Here is a 16,426-nt window from a genome sequence, read left to right as displayed (position 1 = left end):
GTCGAATAAGTTATTTATTGGAAAGTTCATCAATCGCTAGAACAGCTAGTTCCAACGCTTTAATTCTTCTTTCTAAAAGCGTTCTTTGGGGACTACCAGCCTTTGACTTAACATATACTTTCTCAATTGATGGAAATAAACCAGTAAGAACATTGCGAGCATCTGCTAATTCTTCCTGGGTGTAATGATGGGGGCTTTGATGCCAAACGTTTTCTAGTATTGCTAATCCAATGCAAACAGCTTTGAGTCGTTTCTTTACTAAGGTAGTATTTGCGCCTTTCTGAATCATCTGGGATAAGGCATTTTCGAGTTTATTGATTGTCGATTGTAACGATTTTATTGATTCCAATTTTTCTACATTTGATACGTTTTCCATTTTAGTACTGCCCTTTCTTCGTTTCCGAATTCTATTCCTTGATACTTGATAAAATCGTAAAAAACCCGATTTCACTCGCAATATTTTAACATAACTACAAAGTGAAAGCCTCTTCTATCTGTTTATCCTCGTCTTTAAGGGATATTAGTCCTTACTTGGATAAGGATGATTTTAAAAAGAAGTTGCTTATTAGCAGCAAAAAACGCCTGGATATCCAAGCGTTTTTTATCTTTATTCAGTAAATATTTTTCTTCTCCAAGGCGAAATGGCTTAATTCGCGGCTTTCACATACATTTGTAATACTTTTTTATCGATCTTTCCAACACTTGTTTTTGGCAATTCATCGATGAACATAATTTTTTTTGGAATTTTGTAGCGACCTAAATACTTACTACAGATTTCTTTGATTTCTTCTAATATAGTATCTTGCTTATCCTGGCAAACGATAACGGCCACCACGATTTCTCCCCAATAATCATCAACCATTCCAATCACCGCAACCTCTTGCACTAGCTGATGGCGTAAAATGCATTGCTCTACCTCCTGGGGATAAACATTTTCTCCACCAGAAATAATCATCTCTTTACTGCGACCGACAATGTAAAAATCACCATCATCATCCATCAGTGCTAAATCGCCAGTTTTTAACCACCCATCTTGAATGATTTTTTCAGTCTCCTGCCGATTATTCCAGTAAAAGCGAAACATATGCTTTCCTCTAACTAATAGCTCTCCGACTACGTTTGGCGCACAGCTTTCTCCTGCACTATTGATAATTTTAGCTTCATTGAATTGCATGCTCTTCCCCACAGCACCTTTTTTTAAATAAGCGGCCTCCCGTGAAATATAAAAATTATTGGGCCCCGCCTCTGTTAAACCATAGCCTTCTTTAAAAAATAGTCCCTTCTTAAAAAATGCGTCATATATTGGGTACGGGCATGGTGCGCCCCCTGATAAAAAAACTTTCACTGAAGGGAAGCTACTGTTCTTAAAGTAATCCTCTGCAATCATCGCTTGGTACATTGTTGGCACAAAAAGCGAAATCGTTGTCTTGTACTGATTAATCGCCTTAAGAGCTTTTTCTGCCTCAAACTTATCACCAATAACAACTGTACCGCCAGCCATTAGCAGCGGTATACATAAGGCATTCAAACCTCCTGTATGGAACAACGGCATATAATTTAACGTACAATCACTATCACTCAAGCCCCAGCTAATAATTGTATTTATAGCATTCCAATTTACAGAATTAAAGGATAGGACAACACCCTTCGCCTTACCAGTTGTGCCCCCTGTATAAATCATTAACCAAGGGTCATTAAGGTCTACTGCTCGAATGGTTAGAGTAGCTCCTTCATTAACTAAACGAAGGGAATGCATGTTTTCGAAAGATACAGGGCAATTCATTTCTTCATCGTAAAGCAGTAAAGAAGGCGTAGCATCCGTCAAAATATCAGTTAATTCCTTCGTACTCATACGCCAATTCAATGGCACGTAGATAAGGCCTCTTAATCCGCAGGCGAATAAGACAGCAAAAAGCTGAATATGATTTTTCGCAAATACGGCTACACGACTCCCTGCTTGCAAGTTTTGGCGCTCAAAAAAATGACTCCATTTTGTGATTTCCTCTGTTAATTGCTGATAAGTCCACTGTTCCTTAGTTTCTAAGTTCACCAATGCTAGACGTTTAGGTGTTAGAAATGCACGTTTTAAAATCCAGGATTGCTCTACAAACATCTTGAAAGCCTCCTTATCACATCATAATTGCTCCATCCACATGAAGCGTGTGACCGTGGACATAGGAAGCCTCATCAGATGCTAAAAATAAATAAGCATTGGCAATATCTCTAGGTGTTCCTAATCTTTGCAGTGGTACGATGGAGCGCATTTGTGCTAGCACATTTTCTGGCATTTTTTTCACCATATCTGTTTCTGTAAAGCCAGGTGCAACCGCATTCACGTTGATGCCTTTGCGCCCCAATTCCTTCGCCCATGTTTTGGTCATGCCAACAATAGCCGCCTTTGTGGCAGCGTAATTTGTTTGGCCAACATTGCCATAGACACCGCTAACAGAGGATGTATTAATAATTTTTCCCCCACCGGCAGCAATCATATGTGGAATTACTTCTTGTGTACACTGAAATACTCCAGTCAAATTCACATCAAGCACCTGTTGAAACTGATCTTCCGTCATTTTTGTTAACATCGCATCATGAGTAATACCTGCATTATTCACTAAAATATCAACTCGGCCTGTATGCCCTATAACCGTTGCCACTAGCTTCTTGACGCTTTCTCTATCTGCAACATTTACTTGCACAAATAATGCCTGGTCACCTAATTGCTGGGCAGCTGAAGTACCCGCTTCTTCATTAAAATCTGCAATGACAACGAATGCACCCTCTTCAATAAATCGTTCAGCAGCAGCATAGCCTATCCCGTTCGCTGCTCCTGTAATAATGGCAACTTTATTGTTTAAACGCATAATTTTTTCCTCCAATTTCTAAAAATGCTTCAATTTCAGTTGTAAGCTGTGGTAAATCATCAATTAATGGGGAGTGACCGCAGTCTTTTAAACTGACGAAATGTGCATTCGCGCCTAAATCGAGCATTGTTTCTTCATTCATTCCTTCTGTTATGACATAATCACGATCCCCTCTTAACACTAAAACTGGAATGGTAATCTGTTGAACCTCATGAGTGCCTTTGGCGACCTCATGATTAACAGCACTTATATTGAAGACATTTAATGCATGATAAACTTCAGCTAAATTTCGTTGCGTCAACATATCCTCCACATATGTCTGATAGTGTTCCGGGCTAGGCTGATTATGAGTGTATATAAGTGCGTTCCAGACCGACTGTAAGCCTTGCACATTTTTCGAATCATAGAAGCCTTGTACTAATTTTGTTTTAAATGTATCGACGAGTACTTCTTCATAGGTAAATGCCCTTTTTAATGCAGCTTGATTGCCAGTACCTAAATCCGTGTAAAATGGGTAGCCTCTCGTAGATGCCGAAGCTAGTAAAATAAGCTGCTGACAATAGCCTGGATACTGTGCGACAAACTGCATACATACAGCCCCGCCCGTTGACCAGCCAATCATGTCAAACTGTTTCAATTGAATGGCGTCCACAAAAAGCTTCACATCATCGCTAAAATCTTTAATCGCAGAAATTGGTTTATGATAAGATGAACCACCAAAACCTCGTAAATCCAGCGCATAAATTGTATATTTTTCATCCAACGCATCGATTAGAACGTCCCAATGCTTGGAGGATGTCATATTGCCATGAATAAGTAATAAAACTCGTTCTCCCCCTTGACGTTTACGATAAGCAATCGTTTCTCCATTAGATAGCTGAACAGTTTTTAACATCGCATTTCCCCCTTATCCCCATCGAATCGTAATAGCTCCCCAGACATAACCAATACCTGCACTAACAAGTGTGACGATGTCTCCATCATGGATACGTCCTTCATCTAACGCCAGCTGCAATGATACTATTTGGTCAATCTGTCCAATATGACCATACTCTCGTAAATATATGGATTGCTCCTGCTGCAAGCCGAGTTCAGATAAAATATAGTCATGAGCTGATTTTTTCATGTGAAGCATCGCTAAATAACGAATATCCCCCTCATTTAATCCACTTTTCGCCAAGGATTTTCGAATTACCTTTAAAAAATTACTTAAAGATTTTTGCTCTAAGCGCTCCTTCATCCCAATCGGATCGATTACATCGAGCTGATACAAATTATTTTCTAAATCAGAAGGCGTTAAAGGTTTTTTTGTACCACCGACAGGCACGACTACATCCTCTGAGAACGAGCCATCCGTCATAATATCCGCCTCTAACAAATGATTTTTGTCATAGTTTTTTTGTAACAGGATAGCGCCACCACCAGCCGCTAAATTGTACATAAAGCGTGTTCGAGGATTGCTGTAATCGATAAAATCAACATTTCGATAGCCACCAGCTAAGAGGATAGTCTGAATGGAATCATCCGACGCCATTAAGCTTTTCGCTAGTTTTAGCGCCATAATGGTCGTGCCACATCTTAATTGCACATCGAATGCCCAAGCATTTACGGCCCCTAGCTCCTCCTGCATTTTTATAGAGGCAGTCCACAAGGGATACTCCTTATGCTCCTCTCCCATATAAATCACAACATCAATATCTTTTGGGTCGATATGAGCTTTGCGTATAGCGTCCTGCGCTGCCCATATCCCCATTTGAACCGTATGATCTTGCTCACCGGGAATAGGCTTTTCATAGATGCCCATTTTTTGTCGAATAATATCCTCTGGAATATTGGAAAGCCTCGCAATCTCTTTAGAGGTCATTTTCGTTTGTGGAATATAGATTCCTGTGCTTACAATGCCTACTGTCATTCAAATCGCTCCTTCTCCTGCGACGGGACAACCGATGTTTGGTTTATTTCCTTATGCTTTAATCGCCATTTCCAAAACATCAGGCGCAGTGATCCAATAATTCCTTTTGGGAAAAAGATAACAGCTAAAATATAAAGAATTCCAAAGAAGATAATCCAACGTTCAAATATTGGATAATCACGAGCTAACCCCGAAAGTGCATGCTGGGCATATTCAATAACAGCCGATCCTAGTAATGGTCCAACTAATGTGCCCACACCGCCAATAATCGTCATTAATAATGCATCTAGCGTAATGTCCATTGTCATCACACTCGTATTGACAAATCGTAGTGACACAGCATATAAGGAGCCTGCTAAACTTGCAACGGTTCCTGCAACAACTGATGCAATCACTTTATAGTACAAGGTGTTATAGCCTAATGATTTTGTTCGTTGTTCATTTTCTCGAACAGCAATTAAAATTCGACCAGTTGGCGAGTTAACGAAACGATTTAGCGCAATAAAAATAATGACTAAGCATGCTAGCACGATGAAATAAAACGTCATTCGATCTCTAAACATTTCGGGTGCTCTAAACGTAAAACCATCATTTCCGTATGTAACAGAACGCCATTTTTCTGCCACTACTAAAAATAGTCCCGAAAAAGATAATGTCAGCATCGCAAAGAAATGACTTTTTAATCGAAGTGTCAGTAATCCTACTAAGAAACTAATAAACCCTGCTAGCAACATGCCGACTACGATCGATAATAAAAATGTTGCAAGTGTTGGCTCCATTTGTTTCAGCATAACAGCCGTTGTGTAGGCACCTAAACCAAAAAACATCGCATGCCCGAACGACACAATACCCGTATAGCCAAGGAGAATGTCATAGCTCATCGCTAAAATACCGAAAATAAAGATTTGCGTTAATAAAATGAGGAGCGTCCTTGAATCATTAACGAAAGGGAGAAGTACTAAAATCGCTAATAGGAGGAAAAAGCATAGATGCTGCAATGATAGCCTCATTGTCATGTCGATCTCTCCTTTCTCATAGCAAATAAACCTTGTGGACGGAAAATTAAAACAATGGCCATTAAAATCATATTGACCGCAAGCGATAGCACTGGCACATAATAAGCCATAAAGCTACCTGCTAAACCGACTAATATTGCTGCCAATAGCGAGCCTGAAAAACTGCCCATTCCTCCGATTACGACAACGATAAAACCTAAAATCGCGTACTCCATGCCCATTTCCGCATAGATGACACCTGAATACGGAGCCATTAACATGCCACTAAGTGCTGCGAGTGCCGCACCAACCATAAAAACATATAAAAATACCCGCTTTATATGAATGCCGAGTGCTTGTGCCATTTCTTTATCCTGTACACCCGCTCGAACAATTAACCCAATTTTCGTTTCCTTTAACATGTATTGGAAAATACTGAAAATGATAAAACCTACTACAATAATAAATAATCGATATTTTATAATAATAACGTCTCCAATTTCCCAGCTACCTGTTAAGTAGCTCGGTGTTTTTACTGCCACACCATTTGGACCAAAAACAACTTTAATCAACTCCTGTAGCACAAGCATTAGCCCTAATGTAATTAAAATTTGCTGAATATGATTGCCATACACAGGTTTTATAATTAATTTTTCAGTAATGAGACCGAGCAAAGCGCCTGTTACGATGGCACCTACAACGCCAATTAGAAAGCTCTCAGTGAACATATACGTAAATATGCCAGCATAAGCCCCCCAAACAAATAAACCACCATGAGCAAAGTTCAAAACATCCATTAATCCAAAAATTAACGTCAGACCCGCCGCCAGTAAAAAAATTAACATGCCAGTTGCCAGGCCATTAATGAGTAAATTGACGAATAGCTCCAATAAAGTACACCACCTTTTATCCGATTCCAAGATATTTTCTTTTTAATTCTTCATGATGGATAAGATCCTGCATGTTGCCCGAGTGAACTGTTCTACCATCATCGATCAACGTATACGTATCACCAATTCGGCTCGCCATTATAAAGTTTTGCTCAACAAGAACGATGGACGTTTGCTTTTTCATTTCAACGATGGCCTCCATCACTTTCTCTACCACTATCGGCGCTAGTCCTTTAGAAGGCTCATCAATCAACATTAACTTACTATCATTGATAAATGCCCGTGCCATGGACAGCATTTGTTTTTGACCACCTGATAGATGTCCGCCCGCCTTCTTCCAAAATTTCTTCAAATCAGGAAACAACTCCAGCACATAATTTTGTCGCTCTAAAGTAGCCGTATCTTCTTTACGCATGGCCACTTTCATATTTTCCTCAACTGTTAAGTCTGCAAAAATCCCTTGGTTTTCTGGTACATAGCCTATTCCTAATTTTGCAACTTTATAGGTCGGACTTTTTTTAATAGAATGTAAGTGAAATTCCACCTCGCCCTTTGAAGCAGGTGTTAAGCCCATAATCGTTTTTAAGGTGGTCGTTTTGCCCGCACCATTTCTGCCGAGCAATACACTTACCTGCCCCTCCTTTGCCTCAAAATTGACCCCTTGCAAAATATGATATTGACCGATATATGTGTGGACATTATTTAATTTAAGTAAGGTGTTCATCGTACAAACCTCCTAAATATGCATTTTGTACGGTTTCATTTTTCATGATGTCCCCTGGTGTTCCATCCGCAAGAAGCTGGCCGTTAAATAGCACCATAATCGAGTCCGACAAATCTAGAATCATATCCATCTTGTGCTCAATGAGGAGAATGGTTTTATCGCCTTGATTTTTAATAGTGCGAATCACCTCTAAAATCGTTGGAACCTCCTCTAAGGACATGCCTGCCGTTGGTTCATCAAGTAAAAGGATTTCCGTATCAAGTGCTAACAGCATAGCAATCTCAAGCTTTCTCTTTTCCCCATGGGACAGCATTGTCGTAAGGGCATCTCTTTTATTGTCAAGCAAGACGAGTGATAATAGTTCCTCCGCTTTTTCTGTAATCGCCTTATAACTTTTATAATGGCGCAACAATTGATAACGAATTTTCTCCTTGGATTGCACAGCTAAACGGACATTTTCTAAAACGGTTAAGTTTGGGAAAACATTCGTAATTTGAAAAGAGCGCCCTAGCCCCATTCGCGTTCTTTCAATAGCTGATTTTTGCGCAAGCGATTGTCCCTTAAAATAGACATCCCCGGCTGTCGGCTTTAATTCTCCACTAAGCAAATTAAAGAAGGTTGTTTTTCCAGCTCCATTTGGTCCAATAATTGATTTCAAATGTTTTTCCGGCATATTAAAATTCACCTGGTCGACAGCTGTGTGTCCACCAAAACGAATGCTTAAGTTTTCTGTTCGTAAAATAGGTTCCATCGTATTCTCCTTTCAAGTACTTCTATCTCTCTTCACCCATTCTCATTTGAAAGTGGGTGAAGAGAGACAGAAAAAGATCTGTCTCGTAATTTCACTTATTCATAATTGGAGGTGCCGTTTCTTCAGGGCTAAGCTCACGAATTAGCACTGGCACCGGATAATCTACACTATCTTGTTTTTCCAGACGGATAGAATACATCGACTGTAATGCTTGATGGTCTTCTTTTCGGAAAGTCATCTTTCCTTTAGGCGTTTCAAATGACATCCCTTCCATAATGCCGATAAGTTTTTCTGCATCCGTATCACCATCTGATTTTTTCAGCGCATCTACAATTGAGATGGCTGCAGACATGCCTCCTGGCGTAAATAAATCCGGAACTTCATTGAAGCGTTTTTTATGTTCCTCAACTAACCATTTATTTATATCATTTTGTGGTAACGTATGATAATAAACGGAGAACCCTTCCATACCAATTAACGGATTCATAAACTTTAATGCAATAATATCTGGTGCACCCGTTGAAATTTTTATGCCCTTTTCTTGAATTTTCAAATCTGCAATTTGATTCCACGGTGAGTTTGCACCTGCCCATACAACAAATAAATAATCTGGTTTTTTATCAATTACTTTTTGCAAGTTGGACGTAAAGTCAGTTGCTGCTGGATCTGCATATTCCTCTAAAACAATTTCTGCGCCTAGCTTTTCCGCAGCAGTCTTAAATGCCTTCACCCCATCCCAGCCAAAAGAATAATCCGGCGCAAATGTTGCAATCTTAACACCCTTTCCTGCAATCGCTGCCGCCGCTGCATAAGCATCTTGGGAAGAATTTCGACCTGTACGGAAAATATACTTATTAAATTCTGAGCCCGTAATGCTATCCGCTACTGCAGGCTCCACCACCATAATCTTTTGGTATTCTTCCGCTAGGGGTAGAACGGCAAGCGTATCACCTGAGCTAGAGGAACCTACTAAGAAATCAACCTTGTCATCTTCTAATAGCTTTGTCGCTTTTTGTACCGCAACCTCAGGCTTTGTTTCTGTATCTTCATAGACAATTTCTATTTTCTTACCGTTAACTTCCATCGTGCCTCCTGTAGCATAATCAATCCCTAATTCAAAGCCATTCTTTGTTTGTTTCCCATACGACTCAAGGGCACCCGTCAATGACGCAAGCACACCAATTTTAATAGTGCCCCCTCCCCCAGCAGTCCCCTTTGTATCGTCTTCTGAAGCTTTATCCTTCGATTCCTCTGAATTACAAGCCACCATCAACATCGTCAGCATCAATAAAAGCACAAATAACCAATGCTTCTTCATCCCAAAACCCCTTTCATCATGAACTAAAATAGAAAGCGCTTTCGTTGCTATGAAAACACTATATAAAACTTCAGTTACAAATTAGTTACAAGTGTCGCGAAAGTGTGTTTTTTCCGGGGATGAAGGTTTATCGAAACATTTTTAAGATTTATCGAGAAATTTTGATTGTTTATCGACCAACTTTATCAATTTATCACCCAACTTTTAAAATATATCGACATTTATGTACTCTACGCTTTTTCAGTAGCAACCTGACGAAAGTGGAGCAAATCTTAGCTGCAGCCCTTTTTTGAAGCAAAGTGAGATTTATCGGAATAAAATTGTTTTTTATCGGAACAATTTCTGATTTTATCGGAATGTTTTATTGATTTATCGGAATCTTTCAGAAATTCACAGTTTTCTGAGCGCACATAAAAAGGACTCACCTAATTTGGTGAATCCTTATAGTTAGCCCAAAAGATTAATTATTAAATTCTTCTACCCGATCCAACCATTCACTCATTAGGCTCGTAAACAATTCCGCTTGTTCAATTTGCAAGTTATGCCCGGCCTTATCTAAAATTGTGAAGGCTGCTCTTGGGAATTTATCTAAAATGGCAAAAGCGTCCTTATAGCCAACCATGGAATCCTGTTTACCCATCAAAAATAAGCAAGGTTTATCAAATGAAATTTCATCTACAGGAAAAGAAAAACTATAGCTTTCTTGGATTTTTTCTAAAAATTCTACATCTGCGTTTTTTTGACCTGCTAACACTTCATTTGTATAGCGATGACAATTATAGTCATCTAAAACAACAAGATGTGAGCTAAAATCCTCTAGTTCCTCTCTCGTTAATGTCGATAAAAATTCTTTATCCACCGAAACAATACTTTGTACTGGTACTGTTCGACTTTGTTTATTAGGAATAATCAGTGGACAAATAAACCCAGCTCCTAAAATTTGTTCATGATACTCCCTCAAGATTCCTCGCACTAAATATCCACCATAAGATTCTCCTACCAATAAATAACGTTCATTTGGTATTAATGAGTGAATTAGTTCTACTACGGCCTCTAGCATTTCATCTGAATTATCGATCTTTTCGTAGTCTGTCGTTTTGCCCATCCCTGGAAGGTCAATATAGATTCGTTTCCAGCCCTCCCTTTCTGCAAAAACAGGCTCCATACATCCCTTCATTAGTCTATGGTCTGGCGAATATCCATGGAGCATAACGATTGGTGTTCCGGCCCCTATTATTTCATAGTAAATATTCGCCTTACTTACCTTACAAAATGACATAGTAGTTCCTCCAATATTTTAATAAATAAAATGGTCATCAAAAGTTGTTCGGTTTATTCTTATAGGGATCGGTTGATTGGAGTGGAGACTGGGCGACTCCTTGGAGATTAGCAATAGTGAACCGAAGGCTAAAACCATCACATCCTGTAATAATGCCTTCGTGACCAACATCCTGTCGCTTCGCTTTCACGCAAAAAACATCCTGCTGCTGCCGCTTCGCTTTCGCGCAAAAAACATCCTGCTGCTGCCGCTTCGCTTTCGCGCAAAAAACATTCTGCCGCTGCCGCTTCGCTTTCGCGCAAAAAACATCTGTTGCCCCAAGCGGACCATCGGACGATCCCGGGAAGCTTGCTCTGCGCGAAAGGGAGGCGCCCAGTCGAACGGAAATAACGCCAAGTCTCGGTAATGCCCTGAAAATAACCAGTTCCCTAATTCGTACTAGCCCATTATTAAATCATAAACAACCATCGTCGATTCCATCGGTGTTGTATTTAGTTCATTTTTTAATTGCTGCACACATTTTTCATACCATTTTAAAGCAAGGGAGCGGTTTTGTAATTGATAGTAACTATACATCAACAACCTATACCCTTCTTCCCATAATGGATCTTCACGAATCATTCTTTCTGCATAAAAAATAGCTTGCTTATAATTTTGTTGTCTCGTCGCATTTTGTGCTAATCTTTCTAATACTTCAATATATAATGACTGTAACTTTTCACGATCCTGTATAAGCCAATCTAATTGTTTTTTTTCAGCATAAAGTGCATCCGTATAGCTTGTTTCAGCAAGTTGCAGCCATTCGTTTGACAATTGCGGATCGAACTCCTCCATCCCTAATTCATAAAAGTAATGAAAGCGTTCGACATCAATTTGCAGAATTTGAATTTGCTGCAATTGGTACATATTATTTTTACGCTGAATAAAAAAGCTGTCCTGACGCGCATTTCTACTTGGCTCAAGAACTTTTAATAACGTATTCAATACAACTTTGAAATCCCGATCTAGTGAATCAACATTCCGCTCTGGCCATAATGCCTGTGCCATCTCTTCCTTTGGTGCAAAACGGTGGCGATGACAATATAAATAGACGAAGAGCTCCTTCGATTTATCGCGCTGCCACTCTTTATCTTCAAGCTTTCGATGCTCTCTTATTAAATTCAAACTTCCTAATAAATTCACCCGCACTTCCTCATGCGGATAAACGATATTGTCCTCTACTTGAAAATAGTTACGCATTGCCAAAATAGCGGTATTTTCTCCATCACATTTTCTACTAAATTGTAGAAGCTCATAAAAAATCATCCGATTTAGTGGACCGAGAATGGTCTTCCTTTGTAAAAAGTAGTCATAGCCATTATTGATGCATAACTGGGCGAACTGCTGAAAATAATGATTGAATTGTTGAAGATTATTTTCTTTGAAGGCAATGACAGATTGAAAGAATAGTACATGCATCTCACCATTTTGATCGCCACAGTCGTGGAATAGTCGCTGTGCCTTTTTTAATAATTGCCGCGCTTGTTCAAATTCCTGTTGTGAAATAATAATTTTAACCTCGGCGATTAATATAAGAGCGGTCATCCATGCATCTTGAACTTGCTCCGTTTCCCGTAATCCAAGTGCTACATATTTTTTAGCAGAAACAATATCTCCTTGTGCATGTTTGACAATTGCTAGTCCCATGTACGGTTCGGCCTTTACGCGAGAAATATTAATGGTATTCAACAATGTAAGGGCTTTTTCATAAGCATTGCAGGCTCCTTGATAGTCCGGAAAATCTATTAATAGTAAAGCATGTGCTTTGCGAATATAACCAACAGCCTCAATAAAAACCGATTTTTCCCGTAATCCCCTACGAATCCCATGCTGAGCGGCATACCATGCATCCTTCCCCAACCCTAATAACGCATAGACAAATGATGCCAACAGCTCACTCTCTCTATGTGTCGCGACAAGCTGTGGCGGTAATTCCAACCGCCGCGTCAGCAATTCCTTTGCTTCTAGTAGCTGCCCTGTTCTTAACAATATTCGAACATCGACATTTACTCTTTGTAGCACATCCTCCGTCAAAGCAACCTCACCTATAAAAATTTGTGCACCTTTAGCCTTTCCTAAATTCACCAAATTTTCTGCATATTGACGTTGCAATTCGAGAAGTTCCTCTTCATTTAACGGTGTATGATTCGCTAGCTCTAATGCCTTTTTCAAATATGGCTCTGCCAATGCTGGCTGGATTGTATCGAGATAAATATGTGCTAAACCTGCTTGCGATTTCGTCATAAAGAGATAATCATTTTTATTTTTCGCGATGCTTGCACAATGTTCATAGGACTGCTTCGCTCTTTCATAATAAGCACGATAGCGGTGGCACTCACCTTCAAAATAAAATAATTTGTAATATTTCGATTTTTTATCAGCTGTAAATCGATTTATTTTTTCTAATAGCCACTCAAATTGCCCTGCACGAACTAGACTTTCAGCATGATTTTGTAATAATTCACCACAAAAATCCTGATCATTCGTTTTAAATGCATGATGAAGAACAGCTTGTATATTGTTCTCTTTTACATAATACAATGCTGCTTGTTTATGTAATGCAATATATTGTGAAGCATTTTGTCGCCATTTTAGCTCTAAAAAGCGAATGAACAATGCATGAAAACGATATAGACCATCCGTTGTGATCGGTTGAATAAATAAATGTCGCTGTACAAACAGTTTTAACGCCTCTGCTATTTCCGAACCATAAAATTTTGCAATAAACTCCTCAGAAAATGTGGGGAAAATCGCCAGCTTTAGTATGGTCTCTTGTTCGAATGCTGACATCTTAACATAAACTTCCTCCGATAAATAGGTGAATAGATCATTAGTAGAGACATTTAGCCAATGCTCTAAGGATTCATTGTTCCATTGCTCAGCTAATAAAGAAATACTAATTGCCCAACCTTCTGTAATTTCTAAAACCTTAGTTATTTCTTCTGCTGTTAAATGCACTGCTACATATTCCTCGAAAAAAACAGCGATTTCCTCTGAAGAAAACACTAATTCACCTTCTGAAATAACGAGTAATTTTTTTTGTAGCTTTAATCTTCTCATAATATCCCAATTCGGCAACGTTCTAGAGGCGATGATAAAATGAATATTCGGTGGTGAAAACTCAATTATCTTTTCCATCACATAATTAATATGAAATTCATGATCAACAAGATGGTAGTCGTCAATGACAATTAAAATCGGCATTTGGATTTCACATAAACTATTGACAAATAGCTTAAACCAACGATTAAGTTCCTCTATTTTCGGAAAACGGGATAATTGATTCCATGCATCAAATTCTTGACCAAAGCTCGGAACAATACGTGTGATACTAAAAAATAAATGTCTTAAAAACGGCAATATATTATCATCTTCCTCCGACACACTATACCAGGAAAAATTGCTTGATTGTGCATGTAGAAATTGTGTAAGCATGGTTGTTTTGCCATACCCTGCTCCACTATGAATTAGTGTGCAAGAATGGTTTAGGCTTTTTTTCAATGTTTTCATTAATATAGCTCTACTAATACAATGATTGTAAGGACTCGGTGGAATACACTTTGATTGAATAATAATGTCTGTAGTCATTTGGTGATAACCTCCCCATTCAACTGGTTATGTAAGGTTTCAAGTCTTCAAAGCTTAAAATCTATTAAATTATAGACTCATCATCATAACGTGGGGTTGATTTCAGTTCCGACTGGGCGCTTTGGTGCTGACGCTTCGCTTTCGCGCAAAGAAAAGCTTCCTTGGGCGTCGGATGAGCCGGGTCTCATCTGTGACGCTAATCCTCAAGTAGTCACCCAGTCTCCACTCCAATCAACTAATATATATGGCATACTTATAAACGCATCCTAAACTTTTTATGCGTTATAGTTCATCACCGTAACTTGAGGTTGAACTTTTAAAATCTAATAATTTTATGAGAAAACTCACGTATCGTAATTGTTGCTGAAACAAATTACGAGAGGAGTTACCGTTTTATACTCCTTGTTTATCAAATTGATTTTACTACTATCTTTTTCAAGTTTCTTTACCATCGACGAATGGTAAAATTCAGCACAAAGATTATTTATCATATTTCTTAAACTCAGAGGTTTCCATGAGTCTTTGGAAAAAGATATCTTTAGCTTCCCTATAGGCATCCATTGATTTGGCTTCATATTCTTTCTTCAATTTATCATATGCATCTCGATATTTATTATTTGCCAATAAAACTTCTCTAAACTTCCAAAAGAAATCAAATTCAGAATCAATTACAGTTAATTGAACTCCTAAAGGAGGTTTAGTTGTATCATCTTTAAATGCCCTAAATGTATCTGTTTTGACACTTCCATCATTACTTTCATATAAATTAGATAGAAGTTCTACTGCATTCGAAAATTGTTCAGCACTAACACGTACTTGGATGTCTAAATCACCTTTAGTAAGGCTATTCGGAATTGCTGAACTACCAACATGCTGGATATCAGCCTCTGGTAGTAATTCTGTTATTTTATTTTTGTGTATTAAAAAAGTTTTCTCAGCATTTTCATGAAATAGTTCACTATTAAAAAAATTTACTTTTTCCATATAAAACTCCCCCCAATTACAAAGCAACAACGTTACATTGTACAACTACTAAATTAATTCTAAAGAAAGTGTAGCAATTCCAATTGGCACTTTATCCTTTATTTTACCATCATAGCCCACTTTTACCTTATCGCCAACACGAAATATTTCATCTGGATTCTTCGCAAGATTTACAGTAATTTTTTGTAGTGCATTTCAGCCGTTTAACTTCTATATTCCAGGAAGAGTCGTGCATCAATATAGTGTTGCATTTATTACCGAGGCATAATTGATTAGAAGGAGATAAATTCCATATATCGAATATACTATATAAGAATAGAATAGATGAGGTGTTCGATTGAATAAGATAAGAACTGAAACAGAAAGATTAGTTATTCGATTAATAGAAGAAAGTGATTATGCTACTTGGCTTACCCAATATGAAAATCGTTTACCTTCTCAACATAAATACGATGAAGGTAAATTAGATATGAGCATCTGTACGAAAGAATGGTTTCGTGATTTAGTTACTAAACATCATCAGATGGCTAAGGATGACAAAGTATATGTATTTGGAGTGTTTAGAAAAGTAGACAATACTCATATTGGCTTTATAGACTTTTCGACAATTATGAGGGAAGAATTTCAATGGGCCAGGTTCGGATATACAATTCATAACCACTTTTGGAGACAAGGTTATGGTAAAGAATCTGTAAAAGCAGCCATTGCTCTAGCGTTTGAAAAATTAAAGTATCATCGAATAGAAGCTCACATAAACCTTGATAATATAGCATCTATAAAGTTAGCAGAAGGTGTTGGAATGGTTTATGAATGCACGAGGAAAGGATTCATATACGAGGACGACAAATGGACTGATCATCTAGTTTACTTTATAAACGCAAAGTAAGCTTATAAAGTAGACAAGAATGATGCTGTTTCTCGTACACACTCTCATAAGAAGAAAAAGTCATACTTCTAATATAAAAAGTTAAGGAAAAAACAGATTTCCGGTAAGTAAGGGAACTGTTAGCCTACGAAAATCAAGGATTCAACTTTCAAAAACGTGAATATAATTTTCCTTATACAACCGTTAGAGCGATGGTTTA

General features: G+C 38.3%; 15 protein-coding genes. 2 read left to right on the top strand and 13 right to left on the bottom strand.

What is annotated here, in order from left to right; translation table 11 throughout:
* Positions 1-10 precede the first annotated feature (10 nt).
* From ACIQZA_RS04285 to ACIQZA_RS04235, 11 genes are all read right to left on the bottom strand, one after another.
* Entirely contained in the window at positions 11-376 is a 366-nt protein-coding gene (locus ACIQZA_RS04285) for a hypothetical protein (RefSeq protein WP_400938587.1), read from the bottom strand.
* Positions 377-646: 270 nt separating this feature from the next.
* Complete coding sequence (locus ACIQZA_RS04280; RefSeq protein WP_400938590.1) at positions 647-2,113, bottom strand: class I adenylate-forming enzyme family protein; 1,467 nt, start codon at positions 2,111-2,113, stop codon at positions 647-649.
* A 16-nt stretch (positions 2,114-2,129) separates the two neighbouring features.
* Positions 2,130-2,861 (bottom strand): 3-oxoacyl-ACP reductase FabG, encoded by a 732-nt coding sequence (fabG, locus tag ACIQZA_RS04275; protein ID WP_400938593.1) that lies wholly within the window; start codon positions 2,859-2,861, stop codon positions 2,130-2,132.
* A complete protein-coding gene (phaZ, locus tag ACIQZA_RS04270) occupies positions 2,845-3,756 on the bottom strand; it encodes an intracellular short-chain-length polyhydroxyalkanoate depolymerase (protein ID WP_400938595.1) in 912 nt (303 codons plus the stop codon). The genes fabG and phaZ overlap by 17 nt, the downstream gene beginning before the upstream one ends.
* A gap of 12 nt (positions 3,757-3,768) precedes the next feature.
* On the bottom strand, positions 3,769-4,773 hold the full coding sequence (locus ACIQZA_RS04265) for a 3-oxoacyl-ACP synthase (protein WP_400938598.1): 1,005 nt from the start codon (positions 4,771-4,773) through the stop codon (positions 3,769-3,771).
* Positions 4,770-5,783: a branched-chain amino acid ABC transporter permease gene (locus ACIQZA_RS04260; RefSeq protein WP_400938673.1), complete on the bottom strand. Its 1,014-nt coding sequence runs from the start codon at positions 5,781-5,783 to the stop codon at positions 4,770-4,772. Before ACIQZA_RS04260 ends, ACIQZA_RS04265 begins: the two co-directional genes overlap by 4 nt.
* Before the next feature lie 2 nt (positions 5,784-5,785).
* Positions 5,786-6,658 (bottom strand): branched-chain amino acid ABC transporter permease, encoded by an 873-nt coding sequence (locus ACIQZA_RS04255; protein ID WP_400938600.1) that lies wholly within the window; start codon positions 6,656-6,658, stop codon positions 5,786-5,788.
* Positions 6,659-6,674: 16 nt separating this feature from the next.
* On the bottom strand, positions 6,675-7,382 hold the full coding sequence (locus tag ACIQZA_RS04250) for an ABC transporter ATP-binding protein (protein ID WP_402880620.1): 708 nt from the start codon (positions 7,380-7,382) through the stop codon (positions 6,675-6,677).
* Entirely contained in the window at positions 7,366-8,133 is a 768-nt protein-coding gene (locus ACIQZA_RS04245) for an ABC transporter ATP-binding protein (RefSeq protein WP_402880621.1), read from the bottom strand. Before ACIQZA_RS04245 ends, ACIQZA_RS04250 begins: the two co-directional genes overlap by 17 nt.
* Positions 8,134-8,224: 91 nt before the next feature.
* Positions 8,225-9,451, bottom strand: a complete 1,227-nt coding sequence (locus ACIQZA_RS04240) for a substrate-binding domain-containing protein (protein ID WP_402880623.1) — start codon at positions 9,449-9,451, stop codon at positions 8,225-8,227.
* Between the two features lie 460 nt (positions 9,452-9,911).
* The gene (locus tag ACIQZA_RS04235) at positions 9,912-10,730 is read right to left on the bottom strand and encodes an alpha/beta fold hydrolase (RefSeq protein ID WP_400938612.1); all 819 of its coding nucleotides are present in this window, start codon (positions 10,728-10,730) and stop codon (positions 9,912-9,914) included.
* 76 nt (positions 10,731-10,806) lie between these two features.
* Here ACIQZA_RS04235 and ACIQZA_RS04230 point away from each other — a divergent pair, with 76 nt between their 5' ends.
* Positions 10,807-11,136 carry a hypothetical protein gene (locus ACIQZA_RS04230; RefSeq protein WP_400938615.1) on the top strand — a complete coding sequence of 110 codons (330 nt, stop codon included), beginning with the start codon at positions 10,807-10,809 and terminating at the stop codon, positions 11,134-11,136.
* 32 nt (positions 11,137-11,168) lie between these two features.
* Here ACIQZA_RS04230 and ACIQZA_RS04225 read toward each other — a convergent pair whose 3' ends face one another.
* Positions 11,169-14,357 (bottom strand): BTAD domain-containing putative transcriptional regulator, encoded by a 3,189-nt coding sequence (locus ACIQZA_RS04225; RefSeq protein WP_402880625.1) that lies wholly within the window; start codon positions 14,355-14,357, stop codon positions 11,169-11,171.
* Between the two features lie 480 nt (positions 14,358-14,837).
* Positions 14,838-15,341, bottom strand: a complete 504-nt coding sequence (locus ACIQZA_RS04220; RefSeq protein WP_400938621.1) for a GrpB family protein — start codon at positions 15,339-15,341, stop codon at positions 14,838-14,840.
* 337 nt (positions 15,342-15,678) lie between these two features.
* Between ACIQZA_RS04220 and ACIQZA_RS04215 the strand changes: the two genes are divergently transcribed.
* Positions 15,679-16,227 carry a GNAT family N-acetyltransferase gene (locus tag ACIQZA_RS04215; RefSeq protein WP_400938624.1) on the top strand — a complete coding sequence of 183 codons (549 nt, stop codon included), beginning with the start codon at positions 15,679-15,681 and terminating at the stop codon, positions 16,225-16,227.
* Positions 16,228-16,426: the final 199 nt, after the last annotated feature.

The organism is Lysinibacillus sp. NPDC096382 (genome assembly GCF_044762845.1).
Taxonomy (GTDB): Bacteria; Bacillota; Bacilli; order Bacillales_A; family Planococcaceae; genus Lysinibacillus.
This window is presented reverse-complemented; position numbering and strand designations above follow the sequence as displayed.